Origin of the sequence: Planctomicrobium aquicomposti (assembly GCF_051466325.1) — a bacterium.
In the GTDB taxonomy this organism is placed as follows: Bacteria; Planctomycetota; Planctomycetia; order Planctomycetales; family Planctomycetaceae; genus Planctomicrobium.
The window spans coordinates 1,309,726-1,328,069 of sequence record NZ_CP195792.1 but is presented as its reverse complement, the minus strand read 5'-3'; the positions used below and the strand labels follow the sequence as shown (position 1 = coordinate 1,328,069).

Here is an 18,344-nt window from a genome sequence, read left to right as displayed (position 1 = left end):
CATCGCATCAATCTCCACGCATCAGCCCATTTCACCGACTGAAAAATGTCTGGCGGTCCAGTTGCGTTCACTCCGTCGACACACGATGCTTTCATCGCCGGGACGATGGCGACTTCGATCGTGTGCGTCCCAGCTCACGCATGCTTTATTGAATCTTCCAGAGGATGGCGGTCTTGGCTTACCTTTATAGCTCTCCCTCGCAGCAGCGCGAGATGCTCAACGACATTGGCGTCTCTTCAATTGAAGATCTGTTGAAACAGGTTCCTGATGAAGTCCGCCTGAAGCGCGAGCTGAATCTCCCTCCGGCGCTGACCGAGTTGGAGCTCGAGCAGCATGTGCGCGGACTGGCCCAGCGAAACCAGTCGGGTCGCGTCAGCTTTCTCGGCGGCGGTGCTTACGATCACTTCGTGCCTGCCGTCGTTGACGAAATCACCGGCCGGGGTGAGTTCTACACCGCGTACACCCCCTACCAGCCCGAGGCGAGCCAGGGCTCGCTGCAGGCCTTCTTCGAATTCCAGTCCCTCATCTGTCAGTTGACCGGGCTCGATGTCTCGAACGCGAGCCTCTATGAAGGGGGAACCGCGGTCAGCGAAGCGGCCTTCATGTCGATGCGGGTGAACGGACGCGATAAGAAGATCGCCATCTCCGCAGCCGTCCACCCTGAATATCGTCAGGTCGTCGAAACTTATCTGCACGACCTGCCGACGCAGGTGGTCACGCTGCCGGCGATCAACGGACGGACCGACGTTGCCAAGGCGGCCGAGCTGGTTGACGAGGACACCTCCTGCGTGATCTTCCAGCATCCGAACTTCTTTGGTTGCCTCGAAGATGCCGAACAGCTCTGCCAGCTGGCCAAGCGGAAGGGAGCGTTGTCCGTGGTGTCGTTTGACCCACTCAGCGTCGGCATCCTGAATCGTCCCGGCGACTATGGTGCGGATATCGGTGTTGCGGAAGGACAGCCTCTCGGAATTCCGTTGCAGTTCGGAGGTCCCTACCTCGGCCTGCTCGCCTGCCGCGAAGAATATGTCCGCAAGATGCCCGGCCGACTGATCGCCAAGACCATCGACCGCGATGGCCGCGATTGCTACGTCCTCGGGCTGCAGACGCGTGAACAGCACATTCGACGCGACAAGGCGACCAGTAACATCTGCACCAATCAGGGACTCCTGGCCCTGCGGGCAACTGTCTATCTGTCACTGCTGGGCCCACAGGGGATCCGGGAAGCGGCGGAGCTGTCCTGTCGCAAGGCTCATTACGCCGCGGAACAGCTCAGTCAGGTGGAGGGGCTGGAGCTGCTGTACTCCGCCCCGTTCTTCAAAGAGTTCGTGCTGAAGGTGACCAAAGGCACAGCGGCCGACGTCATCGCCAAGGCCGCAGCGGCCGGGTTCGACATCGGCCCCGAGCTCTCCCGCTTCCGCAATCTTCCGGAAGGGACCGGCGAAGCACTGCTGGTGGCCGTCACCGAGGCCCGCACCCGCACTGAGATTGACCGCCTGGTCGCGGCGCTGAAATAGCCCGGCCGTTCCACGTCACTCTTCGAATCCACCACACCACGATTACTAGTTCAAAGCGAACATGCGAAATCAACTGGCAACCCGCTCCCTGTTCGACATGTCCGTCGCCGGTCGACGTGCCGAAACCTTTCCCTCCAGCGACGTCCCGGATGTGCCGCTCAGCTCTCTGATTCCGCAGGCGAGCCTGAGCCAATCCCCACCACCGCTCCCGGAGCTGGCGGAAGGGGATGTCGTTCGGCACTTCGTGAATCTGTCGACGAAGAACATGTGCGTGGACACTCACTTCTATCCGCTCGGCAGCTGTACGATGAAGTACAACCCGAAGCGGCATGAACGGCTCGCCCGACTCCCCGGCATCGGAAATCTGCACCCGCTTGCCCGGCAGGAAGATTCACAGGGAATGCTGCAGATGCTGTACGAAATGCAGGAAATGCTGGCGGAAATCGCCGGGTTGCCTGCGGTTTCACTGCAGCCCGCTGCCGGTGCCCAGGGAGAACTGGCAGCGCTTCTCGTGGCGGCGGCCTACTTCCGCGACAAGGGTGAAAAGCGGACGAAGGTGCTGTTCCCCTCCAGTGCTCACGGCACGAACCCCGCGAGTGCCGCACTGGCCGGCTTTGAATGCGTCCAGCTGAAGCCCTCCAAGACCGGCTTCGTCGAAATCGATGAACTGAAGGCGCAGGTCGACCAGAGCACCGCCGTGTTCATGGTGACCAACCCCAATACGTTGGGATTGTTCGAAAAAGAAATCGCGACCATCGCCCGCATCGTGCATGAGGCGGGGGGACTCGTCTATATCGACGGCGCCAACATGAACGCGATCCTCGGCATCACTCGCCCCGGTGACTTCGGCGGCGACATGATGCACTACAACGTGCACAAAACCTTTACCGGACCTCACGGCGCCGGCGGACCGGGGGCAGGACCGATCGCCGTCCGCTCCTTCCTCGCCGACTACCTGCCGGGACCGGTCGTGACCAAATCAGCCGACGGTCAATTCGCCCTGACGGATCCACCAAAGTCCATCGGCCGTGTCCGTTCCTTCTTCGGGAACGTTGGCATTCTGATGCGGGGATACTTCTATCTGCGGACTCTGGGGGCCAAAGGTCTCCGCGACGTGTCCGAACACGCCCTGCTGAACGCCAACTACCTGAAGGCCAAGCTGAAGGACGTGCTGCCGGTCAATCACGGCGAATACTGCATGCACGAATTCGTCGCCACAGCCAAGAAGCTCAAGGACGAAAAAGGGATCTCCGCGATGGAGATTGCCAAGCGTCTGCTGGATTTCGGCTTCCACGCCCCGACGGTCTACTTCCCGCTGGTCGTTCCTGAAGCGCTGATGATCGAGCCGACGGAAACCGAGTCGAAGGAGACGATGGACGCCTTCATCGCCGCGATCAGGACGATCGTCGCCGAAGATCCGGAAATGCTCCGCCAGTCCCCGCACAACACCCCGGTCCGGCGCCCCGACGAGATTGCCGCAGCCCGGACTCCGGTGCTGAAATGGACGGCCTGCGTGAAAGACTGAGCATCGAACTCTCACAGTCGACCTGGAGAGTCATGAATCACGAGGGGTGGCAGACCGCGAGCTGAACGCTCGGCTGCCGCCCCTCTTTTGTTTACCTCTGGGCAACTCGAAGTCCGCCGATTCGCAAACTGGAAACACAACCGGCGGTATCAAAGGACCTTGCTGCGCCTGAACATGGGCGGCCCGAACAGTCGCGACCGTGAACTTCCGGATTGCTTCAGGGTGCGGCACTTCTTTTGCCCCTCCTTGGCTGATGCTTCATTTCGAACCATCAGGCCCAGGAGGACCGCCATGACCACCCAACGGACCCAGCCCAAACCCCCATTTCCCAAGCAAGGGCTCAAGGAACCGGGAATCGAACAGGAGATGTCCCCCCGTCCCCATTTCGAAGCCCCACGCTATCAGGCTGCGGGGAAGCTCAAGGGGAAAGTCGCCTTGATTACCGGTGGGGATTCGGGAATCGGCCGGGCGGTGGCATTCCTCTATGCGCGAGAAGGGGCCGATGTCGCGCTCGTGTACCTTCCCGAGGAACAGGTCGACGCCGACTTCATCGCCCAGAAAATCACGGAACTGGGCCGAAAGGTGGTTTTGATTCCGGGTGATGTCTGCGATCCCGAATTCTGCGAACAGGCCGTTCAGCGGACAGTCGACGAACTCGGCCAGCTGGACATTCTGGTCAATAACGCGGCTTACCAGAAGCACCGCAAGTCGCTCGATGAGATCGACTTGGAGCAATGGGACCGAACGTTTAAAACCAACATCTACGGCTATTTCCACATGACCAAAGCGGCACTCCCCTTCCTGCGCAAGAGGTCTTCAATCATCAACACCGGTTCGATCACCGGAATCGAAGGGAATAAAGAGCTGCTCGATTACTCCTCGACAAAGGGGGCGATCCACGCCTTTACGAAATCGCTGGCCCAAAATCTCGTGGAGAAAGGTATTCGCGTGAACGGAATTGCGCCCGGCCCAATCTGGACACCGCTGAATCCCGCCGAGACTCGTGACCAAAAGACCCGGGATTTTGGTGCGGAGACTCCCCTGGGACGCCCCGGCCAACCTGAGGAGATGGCACCTGCTTATGTGTTTTTCGCAAGTGATGCGGATTCCAGTTACATCACCGGACATGTGCTCCCCCTGCTGGGAGGCGAAACAATTGGAGCTTGACGAGCTCCAGATTCCGCCGTGCTCCCCCTGGGGAACATCGTAAGTCTCACGACCTCACGAGTTGCGTCGGAGGGAGACCGGCAGATTCCTCTTCCGTGATTTACAGAAAAAGGTTAAAGATCACCCGCAATTACGGATCGCGGGGCCCTGACCGGCAGATTTTGCCGGGCAGAGCGGGCAGGGACGCCATTTCATGAGCCAACAGGAACTCTCGACGGACGCCATCGTCCAGAGTCACGATTCCATCGACATCATGGCCTCGGTGCTGAGGTTCTACCGGTCGGCGCTGCGCCGGAAAACCCTGGTGATCTGCTGCTTCATTTTCAGCTTTACCCTCGCTGCCGTGTACTACGCCACTGCCACGCGACTTTATCAGTCCAGCGCAGAACTCTTTGTGTTGCACGCGGGGGGAAATGTGCTCGATGAGAAAGATCGCAGCAAAAGCGATCTCTCAGCCCAGATGCCCGACTTTGAACGGGTGCTGCAGAGCGACAGCGTCCTCAAAGTCGCGCTGAAGTCGCTTCCGCCCGAACATCGCATCGACTTTCACGATGTCCCTGCCGAACGGTGGCTGAATCATTTCCGCGATCGCCTGTCGGTCTCGACTGTGAAGCGGACCAATGTGATGGCGATTTCGTATCGCTCGGTCAATCCGGAAACCGCTTTTCTTGTCGTCGACTCCCTGCTGGAGTGCTACGTCAAATTCATGAACTCGATGCATCAGGACACCAAGCAGGCCAACCTGCAAATTCTGATGGAAGCCAAAGAAAAGACAGCTCAGGAGCTGCGGCTCAAACAGCAGCAGCTGCTGGAGCTCAAAAGCCAGTCACAGGTGATTTTCGGTTCCAAAACCCAGTTGACGAACGTGCTCGATCAGAGCGTTCTGGAACTCCGTAAGGCTTACGATCTCGCCAAAATGGAGACCGCCAACGCCAAGGCGCTCTGGGAATCCGCGCAGGCCGCCTATCAGCGGGGCGAGGACATGCAGGAGTTCGCCAGCCGTCTGGATGAATCGCTGGGAAGCAATCTCCTGCAGGCCCAGATGGGAATCGGCAGCCGCGACAGCTACGCCATGGCCCAGATGGAACGTGACCTGCTGCAGCTTCGCCGCGAATTCAACGCGAAACAGGAAATCCTCGGGCCCAATCACCCCAAGCTCAAGGAATTGTCCGAGCGCATTCAGGAGTCGGAGCGTTACCTGCGGGGACGCCCCGGCCAGATGCAGGAAGAATTCCAGAAGCTCAGCCGCGAACAACTCGGTCCGCAGCTGGTGGCCCTGATTGCCCGACAGTATCAACTGGCTGTACAGCGTGAACGGGAAATGGGCGCGAACTTCATCGCGACCCGCGACGAGGCGTTGAAAGCGGGCTATCAGCTGACCCAGATGGAGCAGTTGCAGGACGATGTGGATCTCCTCCGGGCTCAGCTGTCCAAAGAGATCGATGGCATCAAGGAAAACCTGATCTCCAAGGAGTCGGGGATCAATGTCCGGACCATCACCCCCCCTTCCATCGATCGCCGGCCGGTCACTCCTAAACTGTCGATGACCGGAGTGATGGGCGTGGCGCTGGGGCTGCTGCTGAGTACCATCAGCGTGTATGTGCTCGACTTCTTCGACGACCGGTTCCACTCACCGGACGATCTGCGGTTCACCCTGAACTCGCCGATTCTGGCCATGATTCGCAAGCTGCCGGTGCTGGCGCAAACGGGACTGGCATCGCTGTATCCCTACGCCAAGCCCAATTCGGTCGAGTCAGAAGCGTTCCGGTCCCTGCGAACGGCGATTGACTTTTCCCCCGATCAGCTGCGGTGCCTGACGATCTCCAGCACGGAGCCGAGTGACGGCAAAACGACGGTCGTGGCCAGTCTGGCGGTTGTGTTCGCACAAGCGGGCAAACGGACACTTGTCATCGATGGAGATATGCGGCGGCCGGGTGCCTCGCGGCTGTTCGAACTTTCCACACATCATGGGCTGTCGAACATTCTGCGGGATCAGCGTGATGTGGAGCAAGTGGCCGTGGAATGTGTGGTTCACACCTCGCTTCCCAAACTGGACGTAATCGCGTCGGGGCCCCGTCCGATGAATCCGGTCGAACTGCTGGCCAGCGACCGCTTCGCCGAGCTGATCCTGTGGGCCCAGTCCAACTATGACCAGATCCTGATTGATGCGCCCCCTTCACTGGCAGTCGCGGATGTTCAGGTGATTGGTCGGCTGGTGGATGCGGCAATTCTGACGGTCCGTCCCGACAAGAACCGGCGCAAGATGGTGGTGCGTGCCGCGGAAGCTCTGACGTCGCTGGGCTGCCCGCTGCTCGGTCTGGTTGTCAACCATGTCGAGCCCAAGCATGGGGACGATTATGCCTATGGGTATGGCTACGGCTATGGCGATGGTTACGGGCACAACGAACAGGATCTGGAAGAAGCCGGATTCAGCCGTGCTGCCTGAGAGTCCACTTTCACATCGAATTTAAAATCCAAGAGTCATCAGGAACGCTGCTGACAACGGCCAGAAAGTCGCCGCTGCCAGCAGCCACATCTCGGGAACGGTAGGGTACCGGACCCGTTTACATGTCCTGTCGGAGCGGCAATTTCCGGTTCGTGTCCGGAAGCTGCCGGAAGGAGCAGCGCTCAATGTCAGGCTGGAACACATCTTCCCGAAAATCGAAATCCGAGCGAACGTCTTTTGCCGATCAGCCCCTGCTGCTGAAGGCGGTTGATCTCGGACTCGCGCTGTCGCTGGTGGTCGCTCCCTTCTGCATGGGGGGACGGACACCGCTGGGACAGTTGATCCTGTGTGTCCTCTCCACGCTGACGATGTTTTTCTGGTGTCTGTTCCAGGGACGCGCCGGAGATGCCCGGTGGAAATTCACCGGGGCAGAGCCGGTCATGCTGCTGGGGATCGGCCTGATCATCCTGCAGTATTGCCCGCTCCCTCCCGACTGGCTGAACTCACTCTCTCCGAAGATGCCGCAGATCCTTTCGATCTGGAACGAGGAGAACTCCTCGTTACTGCCCGGAACTTGGAACCGTATCAGCTTCACGCCGTACGACACCCTCAGCAACCTGGTGATGGTGGTTGCCTGTTGCCAGCTGTTCTTTGTCGCCGCCCAGCGACTGAGACGACTGGATGACCTCCGGAACGTGCTGAGTCTGATTGCGGTCGGCGGCGTGGCGATGGCAGCGTTTGGACTGGTGCAACTGCTGCTGAGCAATGGAAAATTCTTCTGGTTTTACGAGCATCCCCAGACGGACACCAGTTCGGTGGCCAAGGGAGCCTTCACCAATGCCAACCACTTTGCCCACTATCTGTCACTGACAATCCCCGCGCAGCTCCTCCTGCTGGTGGAAGGGCTCGGAAGCCAGCAGTTTCGCCATGAACGCCGTCGTTCCGCTCCTCCGCTGAATGCTCCACAGGCCAACGGTTCCGCGACCGCCCGAGTCGCCTTCTGGGGAGCCAGTCTGGCCATTACCGGACTCGCACTGCTTCTCTCGATGTCACGCTCCGGAATCATTTTCTGCAGCGTCGGCGTGATGACCACGCTCCTTGTTCTCTGGCGCAAGAATTTGCTGGGAACGCGGGCCGTCGCCATTGTCTTTTTGCTGGCGACCGCCTCACTGAGCGGAACTCTGATCTTCGGAGATCTCGCATCACGCATGGTGGAGCAGAACTTCGCAGAACTGACTTCCAATGACCTGCAAAAGCTCGACCGCGACGGCGCCCGACGCAATATCTGGCAGGCCAACCTGGACGGCATCGCCGACTTTCCTGTCGTCGGCACCGGACTCGGCAGCCACCGCGAGGTCTATTGGCGCTGGTTTAATATTCCTCATAACGGAACAGAGTATTCGCACGCCGAGAGTGGATTTCTGCAGATTCCGCTGGAAACCGGAATCGCCGGAGCCAGTCTGGTGGGCCTGCTGTGGCTCATCACTCTCCTGTGGTGTGCTCAAGGCTTGTGGAACGCCAGCACCTCGCAATCGTCGGGGGTGATTGCCGTTGCCTTCGCCGGAATTCTCGTCAGCCTGGGACATTCCCTGTTTGATTTCGTCTGGTACGTACCGGCCTGCGTCAATCTGGTGCTCATCTATGCCATCTGTGCGTGGCGCATCAGCCTGATGCGGTTCTCCGAAACGACCGCCCGTGATGCGCTTCCTCCGGCGCCGACGTTCGGCCTGTCACGACTGGCCTGGCTGTGCGCGATTCCGGTGACCCTCGGACTGGGAAGCTGGATGGTGCAACAGAAGCTGCCGGAAGTGGCTGCTGCTCCGCTCTGGGACGAATACCAGCGGTTGTCCAAACGCTCTCGCGAGAATGCCAACTCCAAGGATGAATTCAATACCTCGGAAACCCTTTTGAAACTGCGGGACGAACTGGCCATCGCCACGGCCGAGGCCGACCCTCACAATCACCGCGCGCAGCTGCAGGCCGGAATTGCCTGTCTGCACCGGTTCACGCTGGAACAGAATCAGGCAGAGACCAGCATGCCCCTCCGCCAGATCCGGGAAGCAGCCCGACTTTCGTTTCAGGATCCGGAGGAGATGAATCGCTGGCTCGATCAACCGGGCGTGCTCGGCAAGAATCGTCATTATTTAAACTCGGCGATCCAGCACTTCCGCGCGTCCTTGCAGGGATGTCCGCTGCAGCCGCGACCTTATCTGGAACTCGCTGAACTCGTCTGGCTGGAAGGGGGCTCGGAAGAGCAGGAACGGGCGCTGGTCCAGCAGGCGGTCTATGGGCGACCGCACGATGCCCGGTCGAACTTCGCACTCGGGACGCAGCTCTGGCTGGACGGTTCCCAGTCGACGGCGATTACCTACTGGCAGAAAGCTTTTCGGCAGGATGCCGAGTATCGGGGCCAGATCATCGAGAACCTCGCGACTTACGTCGCCCCCAAGTTCTTCCTCGACACCTTTGAACTGGACCAGAAAGGTCTGCGACAGCTGCAGGTCGCTTACCAGAAAAGCGAAGATCGTAACGGATACCTGATGATCGTCGACGCTCTCGCCAAGGCGAGTGTCAAAGAGGCGATCAAAATGAAGGGGATCGTCGCGGAAGGACACTGGCTGCTGGCCCATGCCTGCTTCGCGGAACGGGGTGATCGCAAGAACGCCTACCGGGCCGCCAAAGAAGCGGTCGCGGCCAACCCTTCCTCATATCAGGCTCATCAGACGCTGGGAGTCTGGCTGTACCAGAATCAGGCCTATCCTGAAGCGGTCGAGCACCTGACGTGGTGCGTCCGTCGTAAGCCCGACCACGAATACCTGCGAAATATGGCGCAGCAGGCTGTGGTCAAAGCGGAGCATCAATCCTCTTCCATGACAGCGGAGGGGAAGAAGGAATCGATCGTCCGGTAGAGCAGGCAGGAGACTCGTCCGAGTGAATGGACGTGATTCCAGGGAGCCGGAGCGAGTATTGAAACCAGGATAGAACCACGGAGGCACTGAACACTCCGAGAAGAAAGTGTGCCCGCCCTCAAAGCCTCGCAGCCTCTGAGCGTGTCCTGCGCGGTGAAGTGCTTTCTTCGACGGTGCGTACTCCCAAGAACTTGCTGGCACTCGAACCGTACCAATGCGATCGAACGCCTCCCAGTTCACACACGGAATGGGTTACCTCTGCGACTCCGATTCCGCCTCGGACTGAATCCGGCGGGCAATCAACGCACGGGTCTTTCCCGCCAGTCGGGCGTAGAGCAGAACACCTTTCCCTTTGCCGGACAGGGGCAGCTTCTTGCGGATCGCATCTGCGGCCGTCGGCACATGGCGGGATTTAATCTCGACTTCACCAAACTGCAAATCGCGAAAAGTATTGCGAATCTCCCGATCGTTGTTGGGCAGATTGGCAATGACCTCGAAGGCCTGCACCGCAGGACTGCTGACCAGTTCGGTCGACGTCAGATACTCTTCCGTGTCATCGAGACGGGTCAGCTGTAACTGCTCCGCCAGCGCATCGACCAGGCCTGCTCGGACGACCGCAGGATCAGGATCGTAAACGAACCTGCCGAGCGAACCGACAGAGGAGCGATGTTCCCACGGATTGCCGCCTAGGGTGAAACCGGAGGGAAGAACGGTGGCACGCATGGCGACATGGCCCGCCAGTTCGCCGGACCAGACGGTCGCTTCTTTGCACTCTCCCTGCAGGCTGATCAGCTCGACTTCACAGCCCGTGAATTTCCCGCCGAAGTTGCTCGCGGGGGAAAGCTTGATCGCCGCGCCCCGTGTGGTGGCGATGAGCTGTTCCAGAAATTCCAGCGACGGTTGATAATCCTCGATTCGAATCACCCGCTGCCGTCCTGCCCGGCGGTCGGGATCGATGTGGACGAAGGCCCCGGTCACCGGCTGCTCGGTCGCATCGCCCACGCGAAACTCGATCCGTTCAGCCACCCCAAACACGGCGGCGTTCCTCTGTGCCCGCGCGCTGGCAACCGGGGAGAGATCGACAGAAATGACCCGCTGCCCCTGTCGGGCCAGAGCCACCGTGTCGGAACCAATCCCGCTGCACAGATCGAAGACCGGCTCGGTGCAGCTTTGGAAGCGTAAAGCCTTATGCAGCGCGACCGCTTCAGGCGTCGACTGCTCGAGACCGGTCCGATCGAACCACATCTCCTCGGCGCGGCTGAATTTCGTCCGGCCCCGCTGCCGCAACTCCACCAGACTGACAGCGGCGCGCACGACTCCGGCCGGATATTGCTCGCGCAATTTCGACTGCAGCTGCAGCTCAGTGCCACTGTGCTGCTTCACGAGTTCCAATAACTCGGGATGCTGCGTCAGCTCGCGCATCACCTCCAGTTCATCGTCCATGGTGGTGATTCACTTGCGACAGAGCTCAAAAATCAGCACGGAGAAAATGTCGAAAAGGAACTGGAGCAGGTTGCTCTTGCGAGCGCCCTCGCAGGTCGTGCATTGTCTGCGAGAGTGCACCGCTCCACCTCCCGACTTCGGGCCGGTCCGAAGTCAAATTGTTCTACCGGGATGCCTGACGCCACGGGAACTGGGCGACCGGAACAAGGTCATAGGTTCCCTGACGGCCGTTGGCGTACGGGAAGCCGTACATGATCACTTTGCCCGAGTTGAGCTCTCCCACATAAATGGCGGACGACGCGGGCGTCACCCCCCCCACTGTGTTCATCTGGGCAAACCCTGAGACCATGACGTACTGGGCGTTGCCAGTCGTCTGGAAATCCTGTGCGAGGTTCCGACCGTAACTCTGGGCGAAGGTCCCGGAAGCGGTATTGAACGCCGCACCGAACAAACGACCGGTCACGCCGTCCAGAATGAAGACCGCTTCGCTGTTCGCCAGCAGGGTCTGGGCAGTACACATCGCAAACTTGGTGTTGGACGATGCGGTCTCCGCATAGGCCGGCTCAGTCGGGCAGTAGTACGAGATCGCCATTCCCAGCAGGGCTCCGGCAGCGAGCCAGGTGATCCGGCGGTCGGTCATGTTGGTCTGCATCGAATCGGTCTCCTCGATCCTGTTTTGGACGTCTGCGGTCGTTGCTTCCTTGGGGGAGCAATTCAATCGGGCTGCAGGGTGAGTCTGATCGGCAACACATTTTGCGGAAGCGGCTCGGCTGCGAGTTCCCGATCCCGACAGCCTCCCCTCAAAGCCGACAGGCGGGGAAATCGTCACAGGTCCCCGGGAGGTCCGTTCCACCGTTGTGGCGGGGCTGACGGAGCCAGTGCCCTACGGCAAACGCCCCTTCCTCAAAGTGTTGCATCCTCTGCATCTTAAACGATTTGCAGGAGATCAGCCAGCCGTCTTTGGCGTGCGGAGCGCGACGGGTCGCGACCTCGCGAATGCCCAAAGCCATCTTGCCAGAAATCCCAATTTTCCCGTACAACGCTGCAGGGAACCGGGACGGTTCTTCAGAGGAATTCGCCGCTCTCAGCCTGTGTGTCGCGACTGCATCCCTGTTCTCCATGCAGATCGTGCCGTCACGAGCCGGGACGGGCAGTCGGTCCGAATGAAAGTTGACCCATGGACGGACAGAACAGTGACCTTTGGCAGCAATTCCGATCGCTGGCGCTCGCGACCTGTGTTGCGCTTCCCAGCCTCGCCGCGGTCATGTGCACCGAAAGAATTCCCACTCCCCGACCGCTGGCCGATCAAAGGGTCGTCCCTGCGCTGGCGTTGCAGCAATACTCGGTGAACCTCCGCGAAGTTCCCGCCATTGGAACCGTGCCGGCCCGCTTCAACTTCACCAACTCCGGGAATGGCCCCCTGACAATTACCAAGCTGGACGCCAGTTGCGGCTGTCTGGCTCCCAAGATGACCGGAGGCAAGAAAACCTTTGCGCCGCAGGAGAATGGCGAATTTACCGTCTCCGTGAAAACGGCGAACGAAAAACCGGGGCCCAAGTCGTATTCGGTCGCCGTCCACTACGACGACAACGGTACGCCCCGGGAACAGGTCGTGACCTTCCATCTGATCATCCCCGAGCGCAAGGTCACAGTCTCTCCCGGACAATTGACGTTCTACCAGCTGCAGGGAGAAGCGGGTTCAAAAGTCCTGCATGTGACCGATGAGCGGGGCAGGAACCTGCAGATCACCAACGTCACCACTTCCAGCCCGAATCTCGAAGCGGTGATCGGGGAAAGAAAAGTTCGACCCGACGGAGCGATGGAAATTCCGATTCAGGTGCATGTCGCGGAAGGTCAGCCCCCGGGGCGGGTCATCACCGACGTCACGATTCATACCGATGACGTGAACTATCCCAAGATCCAAGTGCCGGTGATGATCGAAGGAAAATGGCAACCGATTCAGCAGGCGAGCGGTGTGCTCTCTCCCACAAATTAAAAGTAGGGCTCACCAGTTCGAGCCACGATCTCCCTGCTCGAGCTCGTCCAGTTGGGCCCGCAGTCCATCTCGTTCTTGGCGGGTAATTTCGAGATCAAACATCAGGTATTTGATATCCAGTCGGAGCTGAGAAAGAGCCTCCTGCACCAGATTCAGGATTCGACGGCGACGACGAACACAATCCACCACTTGGGAATATGGCTGCTCAAGCTGGCGATAGAAAGGTTCAGGTAATGCGGCGATCCGTTTCCCCAGTTCCATGAGTTCACGGGGAAGTTCTTCAGGTCCCGCATCCGGAAATCGAGTGAAATTGGCCATGTGTGCAACCTTCCGCCCCGTCCACCACGATTTGCCTGTCCGGCGGAATTTGGGGGGCCGTCCATCAGGATTCAACAATCCAGAGTTCGCCGCGTTGCCAAATCGCAACGTTCGTCCGCTTTCTGCATGTTGCCAAAACGCATCAACCTCCCGCAAGAGCGCTCAGCAAAACTTCGCATTTCTGGCTCTCACACCCCGAAGCGACGTTCAAGATAACGATTACAGCGATTATTCCACCGCGAACCTTTCGGTCATGCGTGGAATCCGCTCTGGGCTGGCTGTGCTGGTTTTGACGTTTCTGCTGGCGACACCTGCGATCGCGCAGCTCAAGACCACCATTCATCAGCACGATTTCGAGGTGGGAGACGTCCTCGCTGTTCCCGCGAACCCATCCTTGCGGGAACTTCTCAAACTGCATCAGCTGCATGACGACGCTCCCCATTCCGGCACGAAGAGCGAACTGCTGATTTTCGAATCACCCCTGCAGGTGCAGGAACAGCGGCTGATGATTCCGGTGCCCAATGCCCTCGTCTTCGACGAACTGGTCGCCTCCCTGTGGGTCCGTTCCAATCGCGCGGGGGTCAGGCTGGGAGTACGCATCCGCTTCCCCCATCAGGCCCACCCCGAGACAGGGATTCCGCTGGCGGTCGACCTGTTCGGAGACAGCTGCGCCCCTTCCGCCCACTGGCAACGACTGACCTGCCCTGTGACGGATGACCGCGTGCGGCATCGACTGATTCGAGCGCGGGCGCAGCTCGCCAGCAGCGGCATGAATCTGCTTGACGAGCGGGAGCTGTATGTCGATCAACTGATTCTGTCTTTTCAGTTGCCGACCGGTGGCTCCATACTTCAGCTGGATGATCTGCAGTTCGGCCCCGTCGTCACTCCAAAGAATCTCGTCGTGGAGATGACCCCTCGGGAGAATGTGGTTCCTCCGGCACTGACGATTTCCGATGATCGACTGCGGAAACGGGGCGAACCCTTTTTCGGACTGTTCACCGTCTATCATGGCGAGAGTCTGGAAGATGTCCGGAAAACCGGTGTCAACATGCTCTGGATTCCTGACTACGAAGATCAGGCGCTGTTAACGGCCTTGCGTGACATCGATATCGGAGCGATTGCGCAGCCGCCGATGCCCGGTCTGGAAGCGGTGGGACTCGGGCGGGCAGCGCTCCCGACATTCTCTGATTCCACAGCGCAGGTCTGGGCCTGGATGCTGGGCATCGACATCCCCTCCGAGCACCGCGCTTACATCACCGCACTGGCCGATCAGATCCGTGATGCCGATCGAAAATTCCGGCGCCCCATCCTCGCCGATGTCTCGGGTTCCGAGCGGGAGTTCCACCGCCGGATCGATCTGATGGGCTGCAGCCGCTTCGGCATCCACACGGCACTCTCCACCTCAGAACACTTTGAACAGTTGCGGGGCCGACGCGATCTTTCTCTGCCCGGCAAACCGATGTTCACCTTTGTCCAGACCGAAGCAAGCGATGCCCTGCTCGACCAGCGGGGCCCGCATGATTCCATCCCGGTCGTTGAACCGGAGCAGATCCTGCATCAGGGATACGCCGCCATCGCAGCCGGATACAAGGGGATTGGTTTCTGGAAGCGCATTCCACTCGACACCGACCTGCCCGGGCTGAAAGAACGGACTTACGCCATTCAGATTTTCTCATGGCATTGTCGGTTGCTGGAACCTTGGCTCGCATCCGCGAGCGTCGTCGACTCCATTCCCGTCGACACGGGCGGTGACCTGCGGGACAAAACGGCCCGGAGCATTCCACTGACTTCCCGCTGGGATCCGAAAGTCGACCCGGTCTCACATGCAGAAATCGCCCCCGGGCAGAACAGCCATGTCCGGGCCACCATCCTCCGCACCGACTTCGGCCTGATGATTCTCCCTCTCTGGAACGAACCGGGATCGCAGTACGTGCCGGGGCCGCAGGTCGCGAAAGATGCCCGAATCCTGGTTCGCGGGATTGGTGACATCGCCCAGGCCTGGGAGGTGACGCCGACCAGCGTCGGCCAGTCCAATCTCGCCATCAGTCGGGTGGCGGGGGGAACCGAACTGCATCTCCGGAACTTTGACCAGTCGTCGATTATCGTCATTACTTCGCGTCCCTCCGATGCCGACGTGCTGCAACGGCGGGTCCGCATGTTCCGTAAAGAAGCAGCCGAGGCCTATGTGCGCCTGGCCGAACTGAAACTCGCGAGGGTGGCCGACGTTCACCGTGAGCTGCAGGGATTGGCTCCGGCGCTGCCCCAGGCCGATCAATGGCTGAGACTCGCCACCTCGGATACCGAGCTGGCCCGACAGGAGTTGGCACGCGAAAACCCCAACGAAGCCCGCATCGCCAGCCAGCGTGCCATGCAGAATCTCCGGTCGCTGCAACGGGCCCACTGGGAGACCGCGACCGGTTCCGCGACTTCGATGGTTTCAAGCCTGGCAGCCGTCAGCTTTCAGACTCTGCCCGATCACTACCGCCTGCTGAACGAAATCGGCACCGCTCGACAAATCTCTCCGAACCTGCTGGCATCGGGCGGATTTGAAAACGAACAGGACCTCCGTGACTCGTGGAAAGATCATTCACCCGAAAGTCGCTACGCCTCGCTGCTGCTGACCGAGGGAGGACCAGAAGGGAAAATGCACCTCACCATGATGGTGAAGCCGAATGCCCCGCGCGGCACACCCGCCGCCCTTGTCGGTCCGGAAATTCCGGTCAAGGCGGGTCAGATCGTGCTGATCACTGGCGAGTTCAGCCTGCCACGCGATCTCTCCGGGATCGAAAATGACTTCAACATCTATGAGACCCTCGTCGGACGGACCGGGGCCCTGCGTTATGAAGAGCGAACAAATGGCTGGCAGGCATTCCGCCTGATTCGACCGGTCACCAGCGACGGCGTGCTGCGGGTCCGGTTCGAGCTGAATGGGCCCGGAGTGGTGCATCTCGACGATGTGCGCATCCGGGTCGTCTCTCCTTCTGAAGGGCGGCTGACCGACAACCTCGCCCCCTGAGGAGTCAGTAACCTGCTGCATACAGAAAATGGCAGGGGCGCAATCTCCGTCTTGATTGCACCCGTTTCCGCAACATGCGTGCGGTGATGGATCACGCGAGACTCTGGCTGCGATGGAACCGGAACAAGCGACCTGTTCGAAACAGCGGTGGATTGAAATGTCCGAAGAAATGTTTGATGTCTGCGATGAGCAGGACCGCGTCATTGGACAGGCCCCCCGCTCGGTCGTGCATGCCCGCAACCTGCTTCACCGGGCGGTGCACATCTGGGTCTGGAATTCCCGCGGCGACCTGCTGCTGCAACTCCGCTCGACGACCAAGGACCAGTATCCCAGCTGCTTCACCTCCTCCGCCTCAGGTCATGTCGATGCGGGAGAAACCTACCAGGAAGCGGCCGTCCGTGAACTGCGCGAGGAGCTGCAGCTCGCAGGAGAGCTCACCCACATCTCCCAGCTCGCCGCATCCGCGTCGACAGCCTACGAACACACCGCTCTCTACTTTCTCACCTCGGATTCGCCTCCGGTTCCTGATGCGGCAGAGATCGCTGAACTCTCCTGGCTGCAGCCGGCGCTCGTGGCCGAGATGTTATTCTCGGAGCCGCACCGCTTTACGCCTCCCTTCCGTGAGCTGTTCCGGGAGTGGCAGGCCGCCCGGGGGGGATGACTCATCTTGTGCTGTTTTCGGGACTTGGGATAAAGTCCCGCCCGTTTCGCGGACTCGATTGAGTCTCATCTCTGGACACCGAATGTTCCAACGGCGGGTGTATGATCCGCTTTCTCCTGTGCGGCATGTCCCGACTCATCATGGCAGTGCTGCTGCTGGGGCTCGGGGTCTGCGCACTGGAGGTCGGTCTCCGGGCCTGGCAACTCCGTCAGCGCATCGCCGCGACGACTGCCAACGAGTCCATCGAGCTGACCGTTCCGAGTGCCTCCTCCTGGATCGACGTGAAGCCGCTGGTCCAGATCCAGCGTGCAGCTGAGAACGGCGAAACGATCCGCATTCGCACCAATGAAGCGGGACTGCGCGGACCGTCGGTCGTAGTTCCCAAGCCGCGAGGAGTCTTTCGGATTCTCGTGCTGGGAGGAGACAGCGTTTTCGGAAGCGAAACCGACAACGATCACACCGTACCGGCCCGGCTGTCGCATCACCTCTCCCGCAACAGTTCGCAAGCGTTCGACGTTGTGAATGCCGGATGCCCTGGTGCGGGCCCGCTGATCAATCTGCTCCGCTTCCGCCATCAGCTGGCGACCACTCAACCCGATCTGGTGCTGCTCTGTCTGGCCCAGTCTGACCTCATGTCGGACCAGCCTTGCCGGGGCGCCTTGCGGCTTGATGATGCCCGACAGCCCGCTTACGCCGCTCATCCGCGACTCTCGGCACAGGGCTATGACATTCCCGACGCGGTCTGCTGCGAGTTTCTGACTGTCGACTATCTGACGAGGAAACTCGGCAGCGTGGCCGGGTTCGACCGGGCGGCCGTCCCCCGCCCCATCAGTTCACGTTCACCCGCCTCGCTGGCTCCGGTTGTCCCCCTGCAACAACTGGTGACCGCCAGTTTTGGACAGCTGCTGATCTCGATTGCACCTTCGAATTCCCTGCTGGGGGCCGAACCTCAGAAGCAACCCTCCGATCTGGAAGCAGATCTGAAAGCGCTTCTGCAAAAGACGGAGCTGGATCAACTGATTCCGGTGCAGAATGCCCTGTCCGACTTCCTGAGCACAAGCGATCCCCGTTCGTTGTTCTACAACGACTCCGGCAAGCTCAATGCCCGGGGGAATGACCTCTACGCACAAAGCCTCGCGAGATTTGTCCTGCAGGCGATGCAAGGTCCGCCGGCCACTCTTGCACAACCTCCTGCTCAGGTCCCTTCTGGAAATTCGGGAGTCCCGGCGCCGATCCCGTTTTCCGCTCCCGCTCCCAGCGATCCGTGGCCTGCCAACGCCTCACCGCAGTTGCTGAATCGGCAATCCCGTTGAACCTCTGCCGCGATCGATCGCATCCTCATTTATGTT

At 60.0% G+C, this 18,344-nt stretch carries 13 protein-coding genes; 9 read left to right on the top strand and 4 right to left on the bottom strand.

From position 1 onward, the window contains the following. The first annotated feature begins 164 nt into the window (after positions 1 to 164). From gcvPA to SH664x_RS05025, 5 genes are all read left to right on the top strand, one after another. The gene (gcvPA, locus tag SH664x_RS05045) at positions 165 to 1,514 is read left to right on the top strand and encodes an aminomethyl-transferring glycine dehydrogenase subunit GcvPA (RefSeq protein ID WP_437205585.1); all 1,350 of its coding nucleotides are present in this window, start codon (positions 165 to 167) and stop codon (positions 1,512 to 1,514) included. Between the two features lie 61 nt (positions 1,515 to 1,575). Further along, positions 1,576 to 3,039, top strand: coding sequence for an aminomethyl-transferring glycine dehydrogenase subunit GcvPB (gene gcvPB / locus SH664x_RS05040; RefSeq protein ID WP_437205584.1), 1,464 nt, complete (start codon positions 1,576 to 1,578; stop codon positions 3,037 to 3,039). Between the two features lie 291 nt (positions 3,040 to 3,330). Further along, the gene (locus SH664x_RS05035; RefSeq protein WP_437205583.1) at positions 3,331 to 4,206 is read left to right on the top strand and encodes an SDR family oxidoreductase; all 876 of its coding nucleotides are present in this window, start codon (positions 3,331 to 3,333) and stop codon (positions 4,204 to 4,206) included. A gap of 193 nt (positions 4,207 to 4,399) precedes the next feature. Next, the gene (locus SH664x_RS05030) at positions 4,400 to 6,652 is read left to right on the top strand and encodes a polysaccharide biosynthesis tyrosine autokinase (protein ID WP_437205581.1); all 2,253 of its coding nucleotides are present in this window, start codon (positions 4,400 to 4,402) and stop codon (positions 6,650 to 6,652) included. A 185-nt stretch (positions 6,653 to 6,837) separates the two neighbouring features. After that, positions 6,838 to 9,561, top strand: a complete 2,724-nt coding sequence (locus SH664x_RS05025; protein WP_437205579.1) for an O-antigen ligase family protein — start codon at positions 6,838 to 6,840, stop codon at positions 9,559 to 9,561. Between the two features lie 252 nt (positions 9,562 to 9,813). Here the strand turns inward: SH664x_RS05025 and SH664x_RS05020 are convergent, their stop codons facing one another. The 3 genes from SH664x_RS05020 to SH664x_RS05010 all read right to left on the bottom strand — a co-directional run bounded on the left by SH664x_RS05020 (position 9,814) and on the right by SH664x_RS05010 (position 12,014). Then, a complete protein-coding gene (locus tag SH664x_RS05020) occupies positions 9,814 to 11,004 on the bottom strand; it encodes a class I SAM-dependent methyltransferase (RefSeq protein WP_437205578.1) in 1,191 nt (396 codons plus the stop codon). Between the two features lie 163 nt (positions 11,005 to 11,167). Continuing rightward, positions 11,168 to 11,656: a hypothetical protein gene (locus SH664x_RS05015; protein WP_437205576.1), complete on the bottom strand. Its 489-nt coding sequence runs from the start codon at positions 11,654 to 11,656 to the stop codon at positions 11,168 to 11,170. Positions 11,657 to 11,804: 148 nt separating this feature from the next. Continuing rightward, the gene (locus SH664x_RS05010; RefSeq protein WP_437205574.1) at positions 11,805 to 12,014 is read right to left on the bottom strand and encodes a hypothetical protein; all 210 of its coding nucleotides are present in this window, start codon (positions 12,012 to 12,014) and stop codon (positions 11,805 to 11,807) included. Positions 12,015 to 12,181: 167 nt separating this feature from the next. Between SH664x_RS05010 and SH664x_RS05005 the strand changes: the two genes are divergently transcribed. Then, positions 12,182 to 13,000 (top strand): DUF1573 domain-containing protein, encoded by an 819-nt coding sequence (locus SH664x_RS05005; protein ID WP_437205573.1) that lies wholly within the window; start codon positions 12,182 to 12,184, stop codon positions 12,998 to 13,000. A gap of 9 nt (positions 13,001 to 13,009) precedes the next feature. On the opposite strand, the gene SH664x_RS05000 is transcribed toward SH664x_RS05005, so the two are convergent. Continuing rightward, positions 13,010 to 13,318, bottom strand: a complete 309-nt coding sequence (locus tag SH664x_RS05000) for a transcriptional regulator (RefSeq protein ID WP_437205572.1) — start codon at positions 13,316 to 13,318, stop codon at positions 13,010 to 13,012. Positions 13,319 to 13,571: 253 nt separating this feature from the next. Between SH664x_RS05000 and SH664x_RS04995 the strand changes: the two genes are divergently transcribed. The 3 genes from SH664x_RS04995 to SH664x_RS04985 all read left to right on the top strand — a co-directional run bounded on the left by SH664x_RS04995 (position 13,572) and on the right by SH664x_RS04985 (position 18,308). After that, positions 13,572 to 16,334, top strand: coding sequence for a hypothetical protein (locus tag SH664x_RS04995; RefSeq protein WP_437205571.1), 2,763 nt, complete (start codon positions 13,572 to 13,574; stop codon positions 16,332 to 16,334). Between the two features lie 157 nt (positions 16,335 to 16,491). Continuing rightward, positions 16,492 to 16,995 (top strand): NUDIX hydrolase, encoded by a 504-nt coding sequence (locus SH664x_RS04990; protein WP_437205569.1) that lies wholly within the window; start codon positions 16,492 to 16,494, stop codon positions 16,993 to 16,995. Between the two features lie 101 nt (positions 16,996 to 17,096). Continuing rightward, on the top strand, positions 17,097 to 18,308 hold the full coding sequence (locus tag SH664x_RS04985) for a hypothetical protein (protein WP_437205567.1): 1,212 nt from the start codon (positions 17,097 to 17,099) through the stop codon (positions 18,306 to 18,308). Positions 18,309 to 18,344 lie beyond the last annotated feature (36 nt).